At 46.7% G+C, this 22,346-nt stretch carries 5 protein-coding genes; 1 reads left to right on the top strand and 4 read right to left on the bottom strand.

The annotated features are described in order from the left end of the window. Positions 1 to 20: 20 nt before the first annotated feature. The 4 genes from RMY63_RS32955 to RMY63_RS32970 all read right to left on the bottom strand — a co-directional run bounded on the left by RMY63_RS32955 (position 21) and on the right by RMY63_RS32970 (position 20,206). Positions 21 to 10,421, bottom strand: a complete 10,401-nt coding sequence (locus RMY63_RS32955) for a neuraminidase-like domain-containing protein (RefSeq protein ID WP_322732732.1) — start codon at positions 10,419 to 10,421, stop codon at positions 21 to 23. Positions 10,422 to 10,686: 265 nt separating this feature from the next. Next, positions 10,687 to 10,953, bottom strand: a complete 267-nt coding sequence (locus RMY63_RS32960; RefSeq protein ID WP_322732733.1) for a hypothetical protein — start codon at positions 10,951 to 10,953, stop codon at positions 10,687 to 10,689. A gap of 10 nt (positions 10,954 to 10,963) precedes the next feature. Next, positions 10,964 to 18,751 carry a SpvB/TcaC N-terminal domain-containing protein gene (locus tag RMY63_RS32965; RefSeq protein WP_322732734.1) on the bottom strand — a complete coding sequence of 2,596 codons (7,788 nt, stop codon included), beginning with the start codon at positions 18,749 to 18,751 and terminating at the stop codon, positions 10,964 to 10,966. A gap of 489 nt (positions 18,752 to 19,240) precedes the next feature. Further along, a complete protein-coding gene (locus RMY63_RS32970; protein WP_322732735.1) occupies positions 19,241 to 20,206 on the bottom strand; it encodes a ParB/RepB/Spo0J family partition protein in 966 nt (321 codons plus the stop codon). A 558-nt stretch (positions 20,207 to 20,764) separates the two neighbouring features. Here RMY63_RS32970 and RMY63_RS32975 point away from each other — a divergent pair. Beyond that, positions 20,765 to 22,333 (top strand): hypothetical protein, encoded by a 1,569-nt coding sequence (locus RMY63_RS32975; protein ID WP_322732736.1) that lies wholly within the window; start codon positions 20,765 to 20,767, stop codon positions 22,331 to 22,333. Positions 22,334 to 22,346 lie beyond the last annotated feature (13 nt).

The raw sequence follows: 22,346 nt of genomic DNA on the forward strand, positions 1-22,346 counted from the left end.
ACGGCTATATGAGGCGGGATTCATGGTTGCTCCCATTCATAGCCCAGCAACAATAGTACATCCTTCACTTCTTCCTTCAAATTCCCTCCAGTACGGCTCATTTGGAGCTTCCATTTAACTGGTGGGTTTGTTGGCACTACCTCAATCCCCAAGGCAGCGACATCCTTTTGAGAAAAATGCAATCCGCCGTACTGATTGACTGGAACAAGCGTCATCGTGTTTGCTCCGGGTGGTGGTGGAGCAGGTAAAGGAGGAGTCATGACAACGCTGTAGGTTCCTGTGTTCGTACAGCGTGCTAATAGCCAAATTGAGTTGATTTTAAGAGTTTTTTCTTGATCGCGTAAGGGGAAAAGACTCGACAACATCTCTAATTCAAAAACGTTCTCGTCTGCTGGATTAGTTGGGTTTAGGAATCGGTGCCATTGGGTTGGGAACTCTTGCCGTAGGTTGAACATTCGCACAGAAGGTGTCGCCCCGTCTTGACTAAAGTAGTCTCGAAGATGGGCGATCGCCCCATTCTTAAATGTACCCACATCTTCTCTGGCTGTGTATTTGATATGCAAGATAGCATCGGTGATGGTGCTGTAGTCAAACTGACGTAGAGCTTTGCCAAAGTCCTCAGAGTTGTTGTCGTTGAATAGTTCTAGTGACCATTCGCTGATCACGCCAGCTCCTTCAAAGGGCAGATAACGTTCATCCCGGAAGCTCAATTCAAATACACCACTATCGTTCTGGGCAGTGCTAGCGGCGATCGCCTTCACGGGAATGTTGTTTTCAATGAAGCGATCGTCGGTCGTTGGCGAGCCAGAATCATCCGTGTTGCGAGGGTAGCCATTGTCTCCGTTCGCAGTATTAATCCGAATGCTGTTCTTCAACAGACGAAGGGTGCAGGAAATTGTGGTGTAGGGACCAACGACACAGGGCAGCGTAATGCTGACTGACTTGATGCGACGGAAGTAGTGACCGGGATAGTCAAGGTCGAAGATTTCCTCTGGTAAGTTGACGAAACATCGTCCAGTTTCCCGGAGTTGGATTAATGCTAATGGATTGAGTAGGGTCAGAGAAATATGCTTCGTCAGTTCAAACTCGCGGCGATGTTGTTCCAAGTAAGCAGTTTCTAACCGGCGCAGGTCATACTGAAGTTTCTCACCCGATAGCAGCCCTTTCTTCAAACTATCCCAGTAGCCAAACTGGATGTAGCTGCTGTCCTGCAAGCCCAACTCAAAGCGGAAGCAGCGCTCTGCCCGTTTTGCCAGATCATAAGCCAGTCTGTAGCTCTGAAAGTACACCCCAGAAATCTGCCCAATTTGCCATTGGTATAGTTCTTCATTAGTGTACTTAGAGCGCATGAACTCGTCAGTGGCTTTGGCGTTTTCAATCTGGATGATGTGATTATCGAGTTCTTTCTCGGCTATCTTAATACGAAGCTCAGCAGCATCAATTTGCTCTTCGATCTGCTCTAATTCTTTGTTAGCTAAATTTTCCTGGAACTTCCAATCATCCCAACGTCGATCATGACCAGCATTGATAGATGCTTTGTTAGCTTCGTAGTTTTCTATGTTGGCCAGAACAGTAAATCCTCCTGCAAATGCTTGCAATGCATTGCCAATATTTGGACCACCGAACATGATGGCTGCTTTCGGTGTGCCACCAAAACCTGAGATCCCCAGGTCAAAGGTTGGTACAGCGTGAGCTACAGAGGCAGAAATATTAATGCCTTGAGCTGTCTGCTGCCAAGTCAATGCCTGTTTCAATTTTTCTTGGTTCAACGTTTCGCTAGCATTTATCTTTTCGATATTTAAGTAATAATCACGACGTATAGTGATGAGTTCTTCATTCCTTTTTAATCCTTCCAAGTTCTCCTTCGCTTCTTCAATTTGCTTCTCGCGAACGGCTTTGATCGCTTCAAGTAACCTGATTTCTTGTTCCTGTCGTAGCAAGCTCAGTGCTTCAGCATCTTTCTTCTCTAAAGCAGCAAGCAATGCACTACCCAAAGCCTTTACGTCGTTACAAACTTCATTTGCTTTTTGCAGCAGCACGTTGAAACGATAAAGCGGGAGCGGAGCATTCAGATCGGCAAGGGCGCTGCTGAGGTCTATACCGCCTGCAACGGCTTTGACTAATGCCCCTGGATCGATTGGTGGTTCAAATAGTGCGAGTTGACGCACAACGCCTTCAATATTCATGCAGTTGCGGATCTTGTAGAGGCGATCGCTCACGGTATCCCAGTATCCCAGCATCTTGTCATTCTGTGGAATACAGAAGTAGAGCATCGGTAACGGTGCTGGGTCTGCTCCATCAGGACTGTCTCCAAGAAGGACGGGAACCAGGTTTTCGACCTCTACTAAGGCATTTGAGAAAGCATCAAATTCAGTTTCTAGCTCGTTGAAGCTTTCTAGGGGAGGCTTCGATTGAGGTGGGACTTTCTTCGGACGAGAACCGAGAATTTCTGCTGCCAAGATATATAACTGCGTTGCTTCGTTGATGCTCTCCATGCTGTCTTGCCGGAAGAGGTAATCACCCCAAGCAATCAAATTGTCCAGATATTTCATCACCACTGTTTTTTGGTAAGCAACGGTGCGATAGTTGGCAATCCGATGGGGTTCAAAGGGATAGGTGCGCCAGTCTTTGACTTGCTTGATCAGTTCATCTTGCGTAACTGTGCTACTCACACTGGTATCCCCCGCCAGCATTCGTAACAGATTCTCAATCCGCTGCTGAATATAGTCCTGTTTTGTTGTTTCAAAAAATGGTTTGGTGATCCAGTATTTCCTCATCGGTGAATCACCCGGTAAAAATGGTACAGAGCTTTCTACACCGATCGGGTTAAAGATGAAGTGATACCAATCGCGAGCTTCTTCAAAACGTTGGTTTTTGCTCAAGGAGTTGGCAATCAACAAAGGAATGTGGAAGAAAAGCTCCCAATTGTAGGGGGAATAAGCCCCATCCGGTGTGAAATCAACAATTTCCTGAGGATAGAACTCTTCGGATGTTGGTTCAACAACCCAACCAGTTGGCTGATAGTATTGCTTGAACCTGAATCCAGTATTATCCAGCTGAGTCTCCCGGCTCATTAGGGCAGGAATGCCTTTAAGCGGGTTATGAACTAACTTGGCAAAATCGCAGACAAACGGGTGGTAGAAGTTTTTGAAGTGAAACTGACGGAACTGAAAGGCTAGCAATGATAGCGTACTGAGATACAGATGGAAGAATCGCATTAACCATCGCGTTGCCAGATCCTTAAACTGATCATCGCTATAAGGGGGCATTGCTTCTTCATTTAACTGTTGATGGAAAAATTGCTCCCATTGGGTTCGATCAGCGTTTGACAACTCAGGAACTATATCTTCCAACCAATCTCTAATTTGTCCTTCAAATGTGTCTTCCCACTGACGTATAAAACTCTTGATTTCTGGATAATACGATCTGACGTCGTTTTTACTTGGGGCCGCAATGCTGGTGATATTGCCTCTATTTCTTTGCCAGAAGGATGGCCAAAAGCAAGGTAAAACGAAGAAAGTACGTCTATGGTCGTTGTAGAAGAAAGGTAACCAGCTACCTCCTAGTAAAGAGAATCTTTTATCTCCAAGGAATAATGCTAACTTACCGTTGAGAAAAAGCTTGTCAAAATAAGACATATGCCAGGGGGGAGACATTCTGAACAATCCTGGCGTTTGCATTAGTACTGGCACAATTAAATTATTGAAGCTTTGCATTGCAAAGTCATTTTCTCCGTCTTGGCGATTGCGTTGTTCTGCCCATTTCATAAAGTCTGTAGAGTTATTACGGAAATTGGCAGGTGGAATACCAAATGGAATAGCAACTGAAGCCACTTCTGGACGAGTTAAGTGTTGGAAACGACCAACATAAGCTGTTTTTTCAGGAATTCCCTTACAGCCAGAAATATTAAAGCTACCTTCTAGAAATGCTAGTGGATTTCCCTCTTTATCTGCACTATGTCCCCAAAAGCTTATAGTGAAATTTCCGTTTACCTCACCAAGGTCAATCGGATAGAAGCTGTAGTATTTTTTTTCATTGATTTCGTGCGTATAAGATGATTCACTTTCGTAGAAATCTGTTGATACCTTTTTCGGTGACCATTTGCCTTGACGATAGTCACTGACCGCAAGCTGTAGCTTGAGTCTTTTTCTCGTTTTGTTCTTATTTGCGTCAAACTCAGACTCTTTTTCGGTGTCCATTTTGGGAACTGTAATTATGCTATTCCCTGCTTCATCAGGCACTTCTGTGAATACCGGCCAAAATAGGAACAAACGCTTGTTGACGACTGCGGGAATCAGATAGTCACCTTGAATATCTAAATCAACTCTTTCCCAAGGTGTCCACTGACGATAGTCGTAACGACGGTAATAGTACAGGTGTGGCTCTGCTCCAGTGGTACGTCCGAAGACATGGACGATCGCATTGTCTCCATCATCTTCCTGATAGAATCCAGCAATTTCCAGTTGGGCAACCCCATCTAGTTTTTCAAGGTAATTGGCAAAGGCAGTTTCAACAGTGTACTGATTGATTTCGTTCTGCAACAACTCATTCTCTAAGTCTTTGAAGAACGATGATTTATCCTTCTTCAGTTCTGGTTCAATCCAGTTTTCGGGCCAGAGGAAGACTTTGCGGTTGGCTTCCCAAACCCGGTACTTCCGCATCCATTTCCACCAATGCCAAGCACTATCCCCGTCATCCCCATCTGCCCGCACAACTACATCAGGCTCTAGACCCATGAAGCAGCGCTGTACGAACAGTTGAATTGAGCCTGATCCCTGCACCAAGCGACTGGTCAATTGACAGGAACACATCTCGACATCAAGTAGGTAGTAGGCGTAGAGATCGTTGGTATTTTCCCATTTGCCACTAGGAGGATCGTCATCAGGCTCAAACTGATTCAGCAAATAAGCTGTCAGAGCATCCCGTTTACGTTCCCGCAGCACATCCTGAATTTCAGCGCTGAGGGTTAACCAGGTTTCTGTGCCAAACTTAGAGCGCAACAATTCTTTCAACGTTTTGGCGTGAACATCCTCCATTGCCGCTGCTGCGAACGTCTTGACAATGTCTGCTCCAGCATTGAGGTTATCGATGAAATAGAAGGCGCGACGCAGACGTTCCCAAGTCTCTACCAGTAAATAATGCGCTGGATAAGTAAGGTCGAGGGAATCAATGAGGGATTCAACATCAGTTGCAATCCAGTCTTCATTGAGCCGCTCGACATCTACAGCAAAGGCGTTAGCATCGGCATAGTTGCCTGCATTCAGGTTTTCCAGCACCTCGAGTAAGGTAATTTCAGTTTCAGGCAAACTATCTCGTAGTTTTAGCAGACGGCTGGTTCTGAGGAAGCGATCAATCGGCGCGATCGCCCCTGTATCATCAAGGGGTAATGTCTGGAAGTCAAGCAGTTGCGCTCCAGCGGTTAGCGCTGTGATTTTCTCCAGGTCATTCAGCGTAATTTTCCACTGCTTCAGAATTGTGGCAACCCGGCTTGCCCAGTACCAAACATCAAAAGTGGGTTTCAGGGTTGCGTAATCCACCACGCCACTCGTAGTGGCAAAAGTATTTGTCAAATGCGCCAACACTGTATCGGGCAATAGCGGGTAGCGGGTCAGCAGATAGCGCGTCAATGCCTCAGTTAGTCCTAATTGAGCACTGCTTTGCTGAATAATGATGCCTTCGGATAGTGTTTTGGATAAATACGTCAACGCTTTTGTGATGGCGATCGCAAAGTTGCTAGCTAATCGAAGCTGATCGTTGATGGGATCGGCTAAATCTCGCAGTGGGAACTGTAAGTCGTTATCGAGTAACCAGATGCGATCGTCGGGTGGGGCAATTAACTCAGGCTGGGTGGCAAGGTTATTGACGGCATTGCGATAGTCCGCGTCGGCTGAAAGCAGTTCCAGGGCTGTCTGCTCTTCTCTGGACATGATGCCTACAAACCGTAGCAGACGTTGTTCAGCGTCATAGGAAATCTTTTGTGCCAGGGCAGAATCAGCTAGAGAACTGAAATCTACTGCTTCGGGCAAGTTCACAAGCGGAACCGTAAAAATTGGCTCAAAAAACTTCAGAGCAAGGCGTGGTTTGGTGAAGAATTCGTCGATCGCTGCTTGATAGGCAGCAATGCCAGTAACAGCTGCTAGCGAAGCGTCATTCAGCAAGGTTTGCTGCTGATCCGTTGTCATCATGCCTCTGAAGCGAAGCATTGGCTGGTAAAGAATGGGGATATTGTTGGGTGCACCCGTGATGCTGGCTGGGAAGGCGAAATCGGCCGGTAAATCCCTGATTACCACTGGCTTACTGGGTTGCTCAAACAGTGTTTGAATCGCTTGCTGATAGGCTGGAATTCCTGTGACTGCTGCCAGTAAAGCGTCGGTTAGCAATGTGGTTCGTTGGGTATCGGTCATCGTACCGCTAAAGCGCAGCACGGGTTCATAGCGAATGGGAATGGGGGGAATAGTGTTAGGCGGTGGATCGGTGATGGTCGCTGGGAAGGTGAAGCCTATGGGTAAGCCAGCTACGATCGCCTCCTGGTTGACCTCATCTCTCAAAGTTGCTAGGAAAAATTGGATAGAGGCTTCGTCACGGTTGAGTTTTTGTAAGAGAGAAGTCAGCAGCGTGGTGAGGCTATCGACATCAGTGGGTGGTGTGGTAGTTAAAAAGTCATACTGTGTTGGGTCGTATTCAGCCTTAATGCGCTGCAATTCCTTGCGGAGGGCAAGCAGAAATCGGGCGACATCGGCTTCCTTGAGGGCTGCTTTAGCGGTGCGATCGGCTGCTAGCAACCAGTTCAATTCATCTGGCTTGAACCCGTTTGCGTTAAGGTGGTCAATCTTCTCTAGAAATTCCCAAGCGGCTTGAGGATTGGCAAATTCTTGAATATCCTGCTGGAAAATCTTCAGGATAATTGCCCACTCTTCTGCCTTAAATTTTAGGGTTTTAGACAACCAGGTATGTCGCCAGAGGAAAGAAAGATGGGTGAGGGTCAAATCGTCGGTGATGTAGGGCGTACCGTCAGAGGCTTTGGTTAATCCCTTGAACAAAACTAGATCGGCTTCCCGAAGACCCAAAGCAGCCAGCACAACGGGATGGTGGCTCGAAATCTGTTCGCTCGTCGGTGCAAGCGTATTTACTCGTGCAACATCAAAAGCTGGATCGAGAGGATTAATGAGTCGTCTGTTTAGAAACAGATTTTGGTACAGAGCATCCTCTCGTTTTTCATGGAGCTTGGTAAAACGAGTTTCTGTATTTAAGTCGCCAAACAATGCACAAACTTGTTCAACGGTTGCTTTACTCCCCAGTTTCTTCTTCACTTCGCTGAAGTAGAACAGGTTGATCAAAAAGACTTCATTTAAGTTTCCATTACCAATGCCGGAATGCCGAATCACTAAGTCCAATTCCCACATTTTCCAGGTCTTGAGTTTGCGCCATAGTCGCAAGAAACGATGGATGCGATCGAGGACATTTACGTCTAAGCCCTGAATGACTTTTTGATCGAGATCACAGGATGCGTCCAAATGCTGAATGGTCAGATTACCTGTGGAATTAATAAATTTCAGATCTAGCAGAGCCAGCAGTTCGTTGTACTCTAGATGGGTCTTGTGGAGAAAGGTTCTGACGTTACTCACCGTGGTTAGCCAATTCGCATCTGTTTCTCCCCAGCGGGCTTGCTGACCAGCCACAGTAGCAGCCGTATCTAAAATCAGAGCCTTCTCGCTAGGATTGGTGGTATCGGCACTGACGCTAATGTCAAAGTATTCAGCAGCAATGTCACCGTTTGTGGGATTGTTGGGAAGGGCAGTACCACGAAATGCTCGCATTAAATCCCAGCGTTGCAGGTTGGTTTTTTGAAATCCTGCTCTGACCTCTTCAACGAACAGATCGAAGGGTAACGACATTGGATAGCGTAGTGTTTTGAGAAGGTCATAAACCACTGGATTGACATACTGTGGATATGCCCGTAACTCATCTGCACTTGCCTTCGTGTTGCAAAGAATTTCAGCAAAGAAGTTCGGTGAAGGGGGTTTCTGCTTCAAGAGATAGGTGACATCATCGGTATGCACGACCCAACGATCGGGTGGTTCGGGTGGTAAAGTCTCCACCTGAGACAGTGAGAAGTTGCTGCCTAAGGCGATTTTCTGTTTTCCATCGTTGTTTGGATGGGTGAAAGCCGTTTGAAAAGCATTTGTGATTGCCGTCTGAGCCGCCACAGGGTCAGCAGGGATTGCCGTAAAACCAACCAATTCCAGATCATTCTCGTCTGCTTCGTTGATCGCTGCTTCCAGCACTTCGCAGACGACATCAATATAAGGCAACGGCACCAGTGCATTGTCACAGTTAAGTTCCAGGAAGCCTAAATCAGGGCGACGAGTGAAGAGAACGTCTTTGACCTTTCCGTTACCCGTACGGGTGTCTCGGTCTTTGAGGAACATTAGCAGATCGGCAAAGTAAGCAGCCGGACTCAGTACCGATCGGCAATGTTCGCACTCACACAAGTCACCTGTTTTGAACAGATTGTTCCAATTTGGGAAAGTGGACAGATCTTCACTACCGCCCGTTTTCAGCGCCATTGGCAACGCTTCGGCTTCCCATCCTTTCAAATCTGCAACGATCGTCAACACCGCTGCATGGGTGTCCGCCGCCCGATTCCAGGCAAGACGAGCCGTATCTGGTGTAAAGCCGGGGCGATCGCCATATTGCCGCACAAACTCACTCTTGCCCATACGATACACTTTTTGAGCAGAGTGCAGGTTATCTGCCAACAAAGTATCTGTCGCCTCAAACGTGGGAGCCAGTTTGAAGACGCGCTGCGCTGCTTTGACTTCCAATCTGAAATTTTCGTCTGCTGCCAGTTCCCGAAACTCTGGGTCAACGCGCTCCTGCAAAAATTCGTCTACAGGCGTGTTCAGCAGTTCAAAGCTTTCATGGCGATTCAAGAATCGGCTGATTTCCCCTGCCCGACGCAATCCTTGAGTCCCTCCATTTTGCAGTGCCCGTTCCAGTCCACCTGTGAAAGCGGTGGTGGGGAAGGCTTCGCGGAACTGGCGATCGAGCATTTTGCCGTAGACCTCTGCCTCTGGAAGTTTAACGTCTCCAGCGATCGCAGTGATTTCAATGGGCAATTTAATGTCGCCCGCTGCGTGTTTTGCGTTAACCAAGCTCACCCACTCACGCTCACTGCGTTTTGCTAGGGTGCGGATTTGCGCTGGTTGACGAACGCCAAATTCTTGCTTCACCATTTTGACGACGGAAAAGTCACCCTTGGTTAGGTCTGCTAACTGGAAAGAGGTATCCAGATCGGCAATTTCGGTTGGCGTGAAGGACGAATCTCGTCTAAGTTCTTCCAACAGTTCCGGTGTGAACGCTCGATACTGGTTGAACAGGCGAGCAAATTTGATTTGTTGATCAATGGTTTGAATCCTGGCATCGTCCAGGGCAGCTTTGACAAAAGTGACTCGATCGGTGGCGGTGACTTCCCGGCGGGCAACCAGCGTTAGAAAGGCTTCAATCCATTCGTCCACATTCGCCTGAAAGGTTTCAGCAATTTCTTTTTGATTGAATCCGCGAGTCAGGGCTTTGCGAACGGCGATCGCATCCAGAGATGGAAGGTTTTCTAGAATTGCAGCTAACTGATCTGCAAGGCTTTTCTCTGCGGTGTATTCATAGAATGAACTCCCCAGCAAAACAAACCAGAATTCTGCCTGGATACCTTGTGGCACTAGTTTATGCGCCAGCACGTATCGGGCAAGAATATCCTTAGCAAAGCCAGTTTCTCCTGCAAGGAAGGTGATATCCTGGTGTTCCTGGTTTTCTTCCAGGGCTTCGACCCGCAAATCCTCCAGTAGGGGAGCCAGTTCTCGCTTGATTTTGGCAAATAGTGGCAGGGGACGCAGAGTTTTAGCGGGAATGGTTAAATCAATTTCGGCAACGGTTGGGGCATTAAATAAAATTGGTGAAGCAACCAGAACCGTATTATTGATTGTAAGAACTTTAACAACAAGGTCGGCTTTTTCCTTTTCTCGCTTCCGAAACTGATCCGCTGTGTAGGCAATCTGATATACGCCCTGGCGATCGGTTTGCGTTTGTCCCAGGATTTGCTCGTTGCGTAAATCAATATCAAACGCAGACACCAAAACCCCATTAGCCGGATCGCCATCCGCTTGAAAAACATGTCCTTTAACAATCAATGGTGGAGGGTTTAGAGCATCAACTTCGGCGTTAATCCGTCGAGCCGTAACTTCATCGACAATGCCGTTTACGTTTAATCGATGCGATCGCTGAAATCGCTCGACGGCGACCAAAGTCATGGAGTCAAATAAGCCATTAACCTGAAGGTTAAAACCCAGTTGCCTCAATTCCGTTTGCAGGCGGCGAACGTCATTACCGCTCATGTTGATTTGCAGATTACGTCCTTCAAGATTCATGGTGGGGACTCCTTACCTAAAATGGCAATGGGGTTTTGGTTCTGGGTTAAGCGTTGGCGATGTGAAAGCAACAATCACGCAGTACATTATTTTCTAAATGCTAGATTGAGCTTTCTGACTTGAGATCGCACATTGTAAAAAGATCAATGCTTGATGGAGATCGAAAACGGTTTGACTGCGATCGAGCAATTGAATTGAGGGCTGTAATATGCGTTTCATAATGAAATTTAGTAGCGGAAATTTGAGGATGTTGGATTTCGTTGCCTCAACCCAACCTATGAGATTTAGCAATCGCACTTAGTAGAAAAGCATCTAGCTGGTCGTCTGTGAGTTCACCCGTTCCATCATGCCACCATCCCCCAATACATTGAACATCTTCATAAGTTAGTAATAACGCTTCTTGAAAAAGACGCATGAGATCTGGAACTGTGGCTTTTTGATTCTGTAAAGCAAAGAAACGAAGAATTTCACTTGGTAAATTCCCCTCTTGGTACATTCGTTTGGCGAACTGGATTTCTTGCTGATCGAACATTGAGAAGCCTCTACTGGGTAAACCGAACTTGGACACTTGTGTAAGCGCCAGAAGTTCCTTCGGATGCAACAACGTGTACATTTGCAAACCCAGCCGCAGTAGCTTGCTGACCTGTCCAGGTTTGTGCAGCAGCTTGTTCCAAGGTTAAACCTTGTCCAGTTAGCTCATTTACGCGAGCTAGATTCGTTCCGTACTGCCAATTTCCCTTTATCGACGTAAATTTACCTTGGAAGAATTGTAAGATCCGTTGGAACTGTTCTGCTCCTCTTAGTAAAATCGAACGTTCACCTGTTTCTAAACGAGTTCGGATTGAGATAGAAAGCTCTCCTCGCGGACTTACAGTACCCTCTGCATAAAAACGTTGATTAGCTGTATCTTGAACAAAGTAACGTTCTCCAGGAATAGAACGATCAACAAGACGAGGTGCAACTGGCACACCTTCTGGAGGTGTAGGTGATTCGCTTACTGCTGCCGATGTCCTAGGTGAACTTGGAGATGGTTCCGGTTGCGAGGTTGATGGTCTTGGTGGCGACGCAGGCGGCTCCGGAGGCGGTGCAACGGTTCTTCTAGCAGCGGCACGAGCTTGCCATGCTTCTTGCGTTGCAGCGACTCTCGCTTGTGATGCTCGACCCGCTTGCGCTAACCTACCGAGCGCAACACCTAGCCCCGCCATTACTGCCGCATTTCTTACCGTCTCACCATGAGTTTCACCAAATATTGCATATCCAAAACTTTCGGTGACACCCAAAGCACCATGAGCAATTGCACTAAAGTAGTTCCCTTGCTCCCAATGCCGTACCGAAGCAACTGCTCTCACTGTGGCATACTCAAGCGCACTTTGACTAGTGACGAGTTGCTGCCCCGTCTGGTCACGATGTGCTTCGTAAGCAGCTATCAAACGCTCAACAGAAGCATCATCAAAGTTAGCCCGTTCAGCTGCATCCCATGCTTCCTGAATCTCTGGTGGCAAGGACTCTTTACCATCGCGATCTTTAAGGCAAATTGGATTTCCACGACAAAAAGAATACTGATTTGAACCATCTACCAATCCTGCCGGATCGCAGCTCACCCATCTTCCTAACGAGGGAACGTTATACCTTGCTCCGTAGTAGTACAACCCACTTTCCTCATCCCTCTCCTTTCCTGTATAGCGATATCGCTTCGGTGTCTCCGTTTGGCTACGTACCGCCTGATAAGACGTGCTGCCGTAAGGGGTGTACTCCTCATAGGAAATGATTTGCGCTTGGTCATCTAATTCGACAGCGGATGAACCGAGGTGGTTACCAAGCTGATAGCGGATGAGTTGGGCAGGGGCAGGATCGGTATTTGTCGTGTCAATAGTGCGAGTTTTGACTAGAGCGATGCGCTGCTTGTCATCCATAATGTGCAGCGTCTCGCGTTCCAGGGTGACGGTTCCCGCTCCATTCCGTCGCCGGAATATCTCGAAGCCACTCAGGTAGATTCGTTCTTCAACCAGTCCGGGTGATTTCTCCCACACCTTCCGTACTCGTTGACCAGACGCATCGTAGGTGTAGTAAGCAGTGCCGCCACCACCTAAATCGACCTGCCGCAGTTGGTCTCTATAATTCCAGTGCATGTTAGCGGCATTGGGATCTGGGTGGTTTGCCAGGTGGGGCATCCGGATCATGTTGCCGTGGACATCGTGCAGATAAGGCTCAACCTGGGGCGTTGTCCTAGCAATGGTCGTGTTGCTCAGTCGGTTACTTTGCTTGATCGGTTCTAGCAGACTGTTTTCGGTGTAAGCGTAGGTGCGTGTCCAGCCTGCATGGGCGGGGTCACTGCCACGATGTTGCATCGACAGGATATTACCCACCGCATCATAAACATACTGCTCAACATAGGTTCCCATTGCATCGCCATCTCCCGGATGATCCAGGCGGGTATGGAAACTATTGAAGGCATCCGGTGGCGTGGGTGCGTTGCGCTGCCCGCCTGTTTGTCCTAAATGCTCCCGTCCGGTGGCTTCAATCAGCCGATAGATGGCATCGTAGGTATAGTCATTGCTCGGTTCGACACGGCGATTGCGGAAGTAAATGGTCTGCTGGGCATCGTCCCGAATGTGGGTGATGTTCCCCACTGGATCGTAGGTATACTCTAGATCTTGCAATGCTTCTGTCCCACGTAGCGTTTGCAAAAGCACCAGACGGAACGTTAGCGGATCATATTCGTAGGTTGTCGTGACACCATTGCCGTATTCAATCCGGGTACGTTGTCCCTTGGCATCGTAGTCAATGTCATTGACGAAGACAGTTGGGGTAGCCGATCCCTGAAGATTGACCTCAACCCGCTCCAAAAAATTGGCTTTATTGTAGAAGGGATGGATAACACTGTTATCTGGTGTTTCCATCGTCACTGGACGATTTAGCGCATCGTAGGTGGTTTGGCTGGTAAACGTGTCAGCCTCTAAACGAGGAGCAAGATCTGTTTCCAAAGCCACCGCATCAAAGGTTGCAGTGGCATCGCTGGGTAGGGTTGTATCGATCGCCATCCAATCGATTGCCTGCCTGTATTCTTGCTTCAGTCGGCGTGCAGCCTGCCTTAAGTTGCTCTTAAAGTCATAATTTTCATTGGCAACCACACCTGCCTGATCCAGGTGCAGATAGAGTTTGCCTCGTAAATTGCGCTGCAAATTTTCTGGATGCTGTTCTCCGTAAATTAACCGCTCAGTGATGAGTTCTTGTGTGGGGTTGGCTGGATTAGCACCTGTGACAAGCGATCGCAGCGGACGACGCAACGGATCATATTCGGTGCGGAAGGCATGTCCTCGACTATTCCAGGCACGGATGGGGTTGCCTGCCACATTGTTGAGCATCCAGCGTTCCCCCGCCTCCATACTGGCTTGATGAATCCGGTTGCCCAACAGATCATAGTCATAGCGCATGACAACGCGCCCTTGGGAATCTCCTGCCTGCACAATGGCATCCCGCACCGCCCGCTGGTTTCCTTCAATGTCTAGCTCAACACGGGTGGGATAGAGATCCGGCGTACCATCAGGCAGCAACCCATTGTGCGCCAGTGTCAGGAAGAGACGACCCAGCGTGTCAAAATAAGCCGTAGTGGGTGTATCAGCATGGGCAGCGGCTTTGGTAGCTGCAACTTGCTCCTGTCCCCCCGCCCCTTGGCGTTCACCATGCCAGGTTTGCCAGCCAGCTGATTGAGTCGCAAAATAGGCACTGACATATTCTTGAATATCGGTATCCGTGCGTGGGTCAGAGGTAACCGTATCGTTGACATCCCAAGTCACCTGCTGCCACGGATCGAACACCACCTTTTCGTAGGTATGGTTGGGATGCAGCGTAGCAACGACACGCTCGATCGGGTCATAGAACAGAATCGGACTCACCCCAACAATCCGGGCAAACTCAAAGCGGTGGGTGTCACTAAAAAATGGTTCGTACTGACGGACAGGTTTGCCCTTGTTGTTGAAGATCGTCCAGCCACTCCCAACCCAGCGTGGATCAACCGTCGGCGCATTTGGATCATCCAGATCGAGTGGCCCTGGTTCCGCCTGAATCTTCTTCTGAATTTCTCGCCCAAACCCATCGGAATAGGAGAAACTGTGCTGAATCTCGGTTTGTTCACCTGGATTTAAGTCCGCGTCGTGAGTTTCTCGTGCCAGGGTATAAACTACCGCAGGCTGTGGGTTTGGGTCATCTTTCGTGCGGTGGTAAGCAAATAGGTCGTAGACTAATCGCGTCGTTGACCGTTGCAGAATCGAGTGGGGATCGGTCAGTGGATTGTCTACGTGATCAAGAACAACTATTTCACTCAGGTCTGTCTCAAATCCGGTTAGGGAATCTCCCAAATTCTCTTCTGGCTTGCCCATGACAGCCGTTCCGACCACCATGCCCAACGCATCAAACGCCACCGTTGCCCGATTCCAATTGGCATCCATCAACAGCCAGGGCTGAAGCACTCTGTAATCGTTTCCTGCTGTCGTCAGATTGCCATTTTCATCCCGTTCCCCCACTGTCACCCGATTCCCCACAGGATCGCGAGTTTCCAGCATCAACAGGTCATAAGCGTCGTAAGTCATGAACGACTCAGCGCCAAAGGGATCGCGGTTACGGTACGACAGGAAGAAATGCTGACGGGCATGAGCTAACTCCTGGGCTGGTGTGTCACCACTGTTGGGTGAGTGGAACATTCGCCCGGAGGGAATCCACCAATGACCGTTGCTATCCAAATCAACATATCCACCCCGATCGGCACCTTGACCGCCGATAACATTAGCCGGATTCGGTAACAGGGTTTCTGGTGGTTGACCCTGACGCGATCGCTGGAAAACCTGCGTTAGCAACCCTGGTGTAAACGCGAGCTTGTAACTCTCACCAGGTATTGCCAGGGATTCTACCTGTCCCAGTGGCAGTAAGGTAAGTGTGTTGTTCTGCGCTGTTCCTAAATCATTTGGACGATACAGAGTCTGCACCTGCTCAATTAAGCGACGCTGTCTACTGCTTGTGGGCTGATCTTCATAATTGATTTCGCTGTCAAAAATCAAAACAAGATTATCTGAGTTGCTCGGATCAGGCTGCACAAAATCTGACGACTGGAACCGTCCTGCTACACCTGTAGGTGTGTAATTAGTCAGTTCATAAGTTCGAGTCTCACAGGGCAGTGGTGTGCGGTAATCATCATTTGTATCAATGGCATTAGTAACGCGATTTTCGGTGTAGGTAACTAGCACTTGAGTTTGCTTATCCCGATCAACCTGTAGCGGTAAATTGAGATCAGGCTGTCGTCGTCCGTGGGCGATCGCTACTTGCTTGAGTACATTGCCAAAGTCATCCACTTCCAGCGTTAGCGCATAAGAAACACGCGGGTCAGAGGGGTTGCGCTCATAGTGGTAATTGATGGCTTCACGGGCATGAGTGAAGAACACAGCATGGCGGTTATCGCCGCGTTTTTGTAGTACCGAGATCGTGAAATTCTGCTCAGTAACCGTGTAAGGATGTTCCGCTTTATCCGTACCGTCCTGGGCATAGACTTCCTGGCGCAGCATAGATCCTTTAAGCGCACGGCAAGCTTCTCGTTCTTCCTCGACTGTTAATCCCGCAGGAAGTACGGTGTCAGCTAGAAGAAGCTGCCTTGCCTGAGCATCGGTCAACCCTGGTTCTTCGCGGTAATACTCGCCTGTATCTTGCTCATTCAGCAAACCTGCAAAGAAGTTAGAAACATGATTTCTATCAAGATACACGCCTGTATGAAACCAGGTTTTTGTATGCACAGGCGGTACATGGGAAGCTGCATCGATGTTGTCTCCGACAGGAAGCGTATCGCCGGCACTCAGTGCTGCAAATTCCTCTGTATCGAATTGTTCCACCATGCCAAAGCCACGAAACTCCCGCTCCTCCCCATCGAAATAGCCATGATGATAGGCATAGCGAGTGACAAAGCGATTTCGGCTGATGCGATCATAGGTCTCCACCCGTTCCACCACATGCACCGGAAACGGCAGCTTTGTAACCCAGGGCGTACCCGCTAACCGATCTTCCAAGTAGAACTTAGTCGAAGGCGCATACTGCACCACCGTTTCTGCACCCATGTTGTTGACGGTCTTGATCAGCAGATGCGGTTTTTGCCCACCCATCAGGTCGATGTAGCGCATGACTCGTTGAGTATGACCTGGTAAAGGCGAAGACCACACGAGGCAGGCAGTTCCGTTGCCTAACAAATCAAGGGTTGTCACCGAAACGACGTTGTCGATCGCTGGGAAACTCCTCAATACTCGCTTCGCAGACCAGCTATTACCCGATTGATTGAAGTAGACTTGTACCCCTTCTCCACTCAGATACAAGATGTCTGTTGTTCCAGACCCATCAATATCTGCCAGCAAAATTCGACGTTGATTGAAGATGTCGGGTGCATCAAACCAGGGGGCATTGTCCATCGTCACTTTCGCGCCAAACTGCCCGTAGCCCAGGTTTGCCCAGTAGCACACCTCGCCATTGCGAATTCGTACAATATCCGTCAACCCGTCTCCTGACATATCTGCCAAATAAATGGATTGCGTGCCATCGGCAAAAACGACTCGCGGTCCTTTTTCCTCATCCCAGGATTGGCGTACCCGCTCTGCCACTCCAAACCCGTCTTCTGCCAGAGATGAGTGCCAAACAAAACAATCGTCTTCCGTAATCAGAATGTCGGTGTGCCCATCCCCATCCAAATCAATAAACTTCAGGTTGGGATTATCCCAGTCCACAATAGGCAACGACTTGAAGGGAATAAAAGAATTCCAATGCTCATCCGCTGTGCGTTCGTAAAAACCAGGACTTCTACTTCGCAGCATCACCAAATCAGGCTGCCCATTTCCCGCTAAATCGAGAAACTGAGCACCATCGGCTAAACCACTCGCGGGTTTACGAGCAACGAGTTCAACCGGGGCAAATTGCGCTTCAATATGCTCCTTACCATTGGTTTGAACAGCATTAATCGGGCTGAGATTACGCTTGTAAAACCACCCGTTCCCCTGCTCTGTCAGAATGCCTGATAACCCTTCTCCATCCAGATCGATCCACTGATAGCGGGTGCCATCCAGTCCATAGGGCAAATTTTCTAGACTGGTGCGGTCAACTTCCCGCACCGTTTCATCAATGTTGGGTTCACTGTAGGTCAATTCCAGCGGCGGCAAAGACTTTTGGATGTAGCCACCGCCCGCAGCCCGTTTGTAACCCGTCTGCGTGACCGTCTTCAAGAATGAATAGACAGGGCTGCGAACATCGGTGGGGTTTTGTTCGTAGGCATAGGTAAAGTCCGTCGATCGCACTAAACAATCACTGCCTACGCCCGCCTCATCTCGAAAGTGATGGAACATCAGCACCCGTTGACAGAGGCGATACGTCCGCACTTCAAAGCCCGATCGATAGCTAGAAAACGGATCGTTCCGCACCGTCCATAGACCTGCATCACTCGGTTTAGGATTCGCTACATCATGTTCCCCATAATCAAACACAACTTCAAACAACCAATCCGTTCGAGCACTCAAATCTTCATCGGGTTGACGTGGGGTGCGATTGCCATAGTAGATGTGTTTGAGATATCGATTGGCTGATCGGCTCTCGATCATGCGGTTGTGTTCGTGAGCTTGGGCAATATCAATTCCCTGAGAATTCTCAGGCTTGTAGCTGTAGCGAATCGCATTTCCCTTGTCGTCATAGCTCTCGGAAATCAACCAGCTAAACACATGGGTTGGATCAGCAGGGTCAGCAATGCGGCTTTCATCCGTCTTGCCATACAGCGTTGTAATGTTGTCCTTGGAGAGCGATCGCCAGTGCATTTCCCCCGACTCTACATTCGTCCAACGTTCAATTCGAGCAAACAACCCCTCAATGCGAGGACGATACTTGCGAATGCGGTAGCCATCTTGAATAGTTTCATCGACTGTGCCATCCGCTTTCAACACAGGCACCAAGTCTTCCGCTCCCGAAAGGAGAAAAACATCTGACTCCTCGCTGTCCCAATAACGCGGCAACCCCTTGTCCGTCTTGCGAGTAATCGACGGTAGTGAAAGGCTCCAGCCCATGCCAAAGATGCCATTGCCCGCCCCGGAGTCATAGGAAAGCGACAGTTGCGGATCAAACCCAGAGCGACCGGGACTGGTGGCAATGGGTACACTCATGGAGCCAGTTCCAGTTACGGGGTTAGCTGCAAACTTCTCACCCATTCCTTTGATTGCCCCTCCCCCCTTGGGTAAGGATACAGCCTGGGGAGGTGCGAAGTAGTTTTTATCCTGCTCTGTGGCTGGTTTACTATCATTTTGGCTTGGGCGATCAAGCATAAATCTATGCCTTTAAAATATTAGAACTGGATTTAATCAATGGACAATTCACATATCTAATACTTATGAGTTTCAAAGAAAGATAAACAAATAAAAAATAAAAATACTTGTATTTCTTGCTTTCCAAACTCGCACAAAAACAGCAAGAAGATACAATATTCCCGAACTAGAACAATTCAAAAATTCGCCTAAAAATTGATGTTATACAAACTAGAAATAATTTATCTATCTTTTGATAGATGTATTGTATGCAAATAATGTATTTTGATTTTTCGGTATTAATATGTTAGTTGGGTATTGTAATTAACCAACCTATTTTCCCTATTATCAAAAAACCAACACAGAACAAGTAATACATACTTTAAAAATTCTGCGTCAACTAGGCGGTTATTTCTTTACTTCTTCAGAAATATTTACACAAATATTTTACAAAAGTTAGATAGGCTTACAGTACCTTTGAGGCTAATTTTTGCTTATTTCACTACTACATCAATCTTCTGTACTCAGAAGCCCTTGCAGTTCTGCCAGCAAAGATTTCAACTTTTCTTGTTTATCAGGATTAGACCATACCTTAGACTTTTTGACTTTTTTGTAAGTCTTATCCAAAAGTTTTTGTAGGTCTCCACTTTCAGATGGTGGTTGTAAAGCTTTTACCTGCTCTCGAATTTGGCTTAATGATAATGAATGCTCGATGGCAGCTTCTAAAAGCTCCATACGTTCAGAATCTGATGAAACCTTATCTATCTCTCTTGCCTTGGTATATTCAATTTGCCCAGAGCGGAGAGCCTCTAATATATCAATGTGAAGTTTGAGCAGGGGTAGCCTATGGGTTCTAAATGCCTCAGGAGTTATTCTGCCAATGGTTTTAAAGATTTCTTCAACTAAAAGTGAATCTTCTGGGCGGACATCGTTGTCCGCTAAACCTCGTTTGACTTTCGCTATTTTATTTAATAACGAAATGGCTCCTTCCCTATCAGTGTCTAGTCTCAAAGCCAATAAATCTAAAATTCCTTCTGTCTCCTCTACAGGATTCAGGTCTTCACGCTGTAAATTCTCCGTCAGTGTATATTGTATTGCTTGAGAGTCTGACATCTCTTGTATAGTTACTGGCACTTCGGAAAAAGATGCTTCTTTTGCAGCTTTGTATCTTCTCTCACCAGCCACTAATTCATATTTATCTCCCACTGGTCGTACCAAAAGGGGGACTAAGATACCATCGCGCCTGACAGACTCTACCAGAGATTGCATTGCTTTAGCTGCAAAATAGCGACGGGGTTGAGTTGTTGGTATGATAATCTCGTCTATGAGTATTTTCGTGATAGCAGCAAAATTAGAATCTTTTTTTTTATCTACCAACAACGTAGGTTCAGAAACTACATCTTGTGAATCTTCTTTTTTCGCTCTAGGCTTTCTTGTTTTTGCAGATGTTTGTTGGCTAGTTGCTCTAGGACTCACATTAAAATCTCTCTACGGAGTGTTATCTATACTTTTTGTGACAGTGATACAAAATTGTTAGGAGTTACACAACCATAATTAATAAGATCTTTCACTATACCTTCATAATATCGCTTTTTTATGTCTCTGGTGAAATAAAAATAAAACACTAACTTTGAATTTTATTCAAGACCTTGGCTTGAATGCTTGTTTCAGATAGAACTTATGCATTGTCAATTTCAACCAATTCCTTTCTACCTCAAACTGTAAACATAACCATAGTGGCAAACATGAAAAATGTTACTACTGATTCAGCGTTAAGCAAGAAGTAATCAAAAATTATGTATATTTTTTTACTATGTAAATTTTTAAAACTACGCTGAACTACGTCTTTAGGAAATATTTTCTCAGTGAAAATTGTACTTTATTGTATAAAAAATTATATTCATTTTGTAGATAGAAATTAGAAATTTGTTGAATAGATTACTGATAAAGAGAAAGTAAAATTAAACTCTACGGGTATTTTAGTGCCAAAAAGTAAAAATTTATCTTTAATTTTATAAGTTTAATTGTTCATATATGACAATTCAAGCTAAACATTTTGACACTAGATTAAATCAATGGATTCATACAGATGGTAATACAAATAATCCAGATTCGCTGTTAAAGGAAGAACTTAACAATACTCTACTAGAATATTTCTTTCCTGGGATAAACTTTTCGTTCGGGCATATGGACGAAAAGTCTACGGTAGAACAATTAATTAATCATCCTGAAGGTCATAAATTATTACTATCGTCAAAAACTCGGTTATTATATGGCCCCGAAGAATGCCTAGATACAATTAGGCAATTATGCCCTGATAACAAAGATAGAGGTGCTTACGGGTCTATCTTTCTTGGTTCATGTAGAAATGCTGTCAATAAAGAGTTAAACATCCTAATAGTTGATGATAATAATGGTGAAAATGGTGGCATTATCAGTAATGACCAAGCATATCAGCTAACAGGAGACTGTTACGGACAGATATCAAAAGAACTGTATCACGAATTAACTAAGCATCAAAAAGGTGATAAATATCGAGTAATTCAGCACCGCTTCGGTTGGACTGATCGAGCCGGAGATGACAATAAATACCGCTTTGGTAAAGGTACACTACGCCCTGCTAACCTTGAGCAAATCCTCAATTATCAAGACCCCAATAACTTAAATAAAATTGATCTAATTCTTCCCTTATCTGCGTTCAAGGGAACTGATAAAGATAATCCTAATGGCCCGACTAAGCCTCAAATTCAACCTGGATTGTACCGACAAAATATCTGGCTAGGTGAAAAATCACAATCTGAACTCGGCAAGACAGCTATATCGCAGTTACTCGCTTCATTCCCTAACGGACTGAAAGACTTTACTGAACAGCTAGAACTTGAAGCCAAAAAGCTTAAAGAAGCACAGGATGATCCTCGGCAACTTGTACAACTTTACTGCGAAAAGTACGAGAAGCGGAAAGCTTTTTTAGAAGAACAAGCAACCACACTAGAAGAACAAGCAGCAGAAGATCCAATATTAGCAGAAGAGTTAGAAACTTTGCGCGATAGCGAAGCGCTGCTGCGAAGCGCAGATCGCATTGCTACTGACTCGTTTATTTACAAACTCATCAAAGCTGACTTGCAAGGAGAGGGGCAACTTCTCGAAACTGAGAAAGTACAGCGCGAACTCGCCCGGTTCGTCCAAAACGAATGGAAAGAAATCGCCATCGGCAAGACGCTCACGTTTGAGCGAGCAATGGTCATCCCCTCCAAAGACCTGCAAAATGGGGAAATTTTCATACCACATTATCAATATGGGGAAGAAGTTCTCAACTTCCGCTCCCCTTTCCTCAACTCAAATGGTCTGTGCGTCTCAACTAACAAAATTGTAGAAGATATCCTTGGGCCTGATGGTCAACCTCTCGCTGGTGCGATCGCTGTCTCGGACGAAACAAGCGATCGCATTTACAACCGCCTCAATGAGCAAATTAAATCTATCCTGCCAGAAGCTCAAGGAAAAAATATTCAACTAGCAGGTATTGAAAATTACTTAGACCAAAATATTAGTAAGCTCGAAACTAGATCAGGACTTACGCAACTGGCACAAAGCACGGGCAGGTAGACAAGGGCGACAA

The organism is Nostoc sp. ChiQUE01b, assembly GCF_034531255.1.
Classification (GTDB): domain Bacteria; phylum Cyanobacteriota; class Cyanobacteriia; order Cyanobacteriales; family Nostocaceae; genus Nostoc.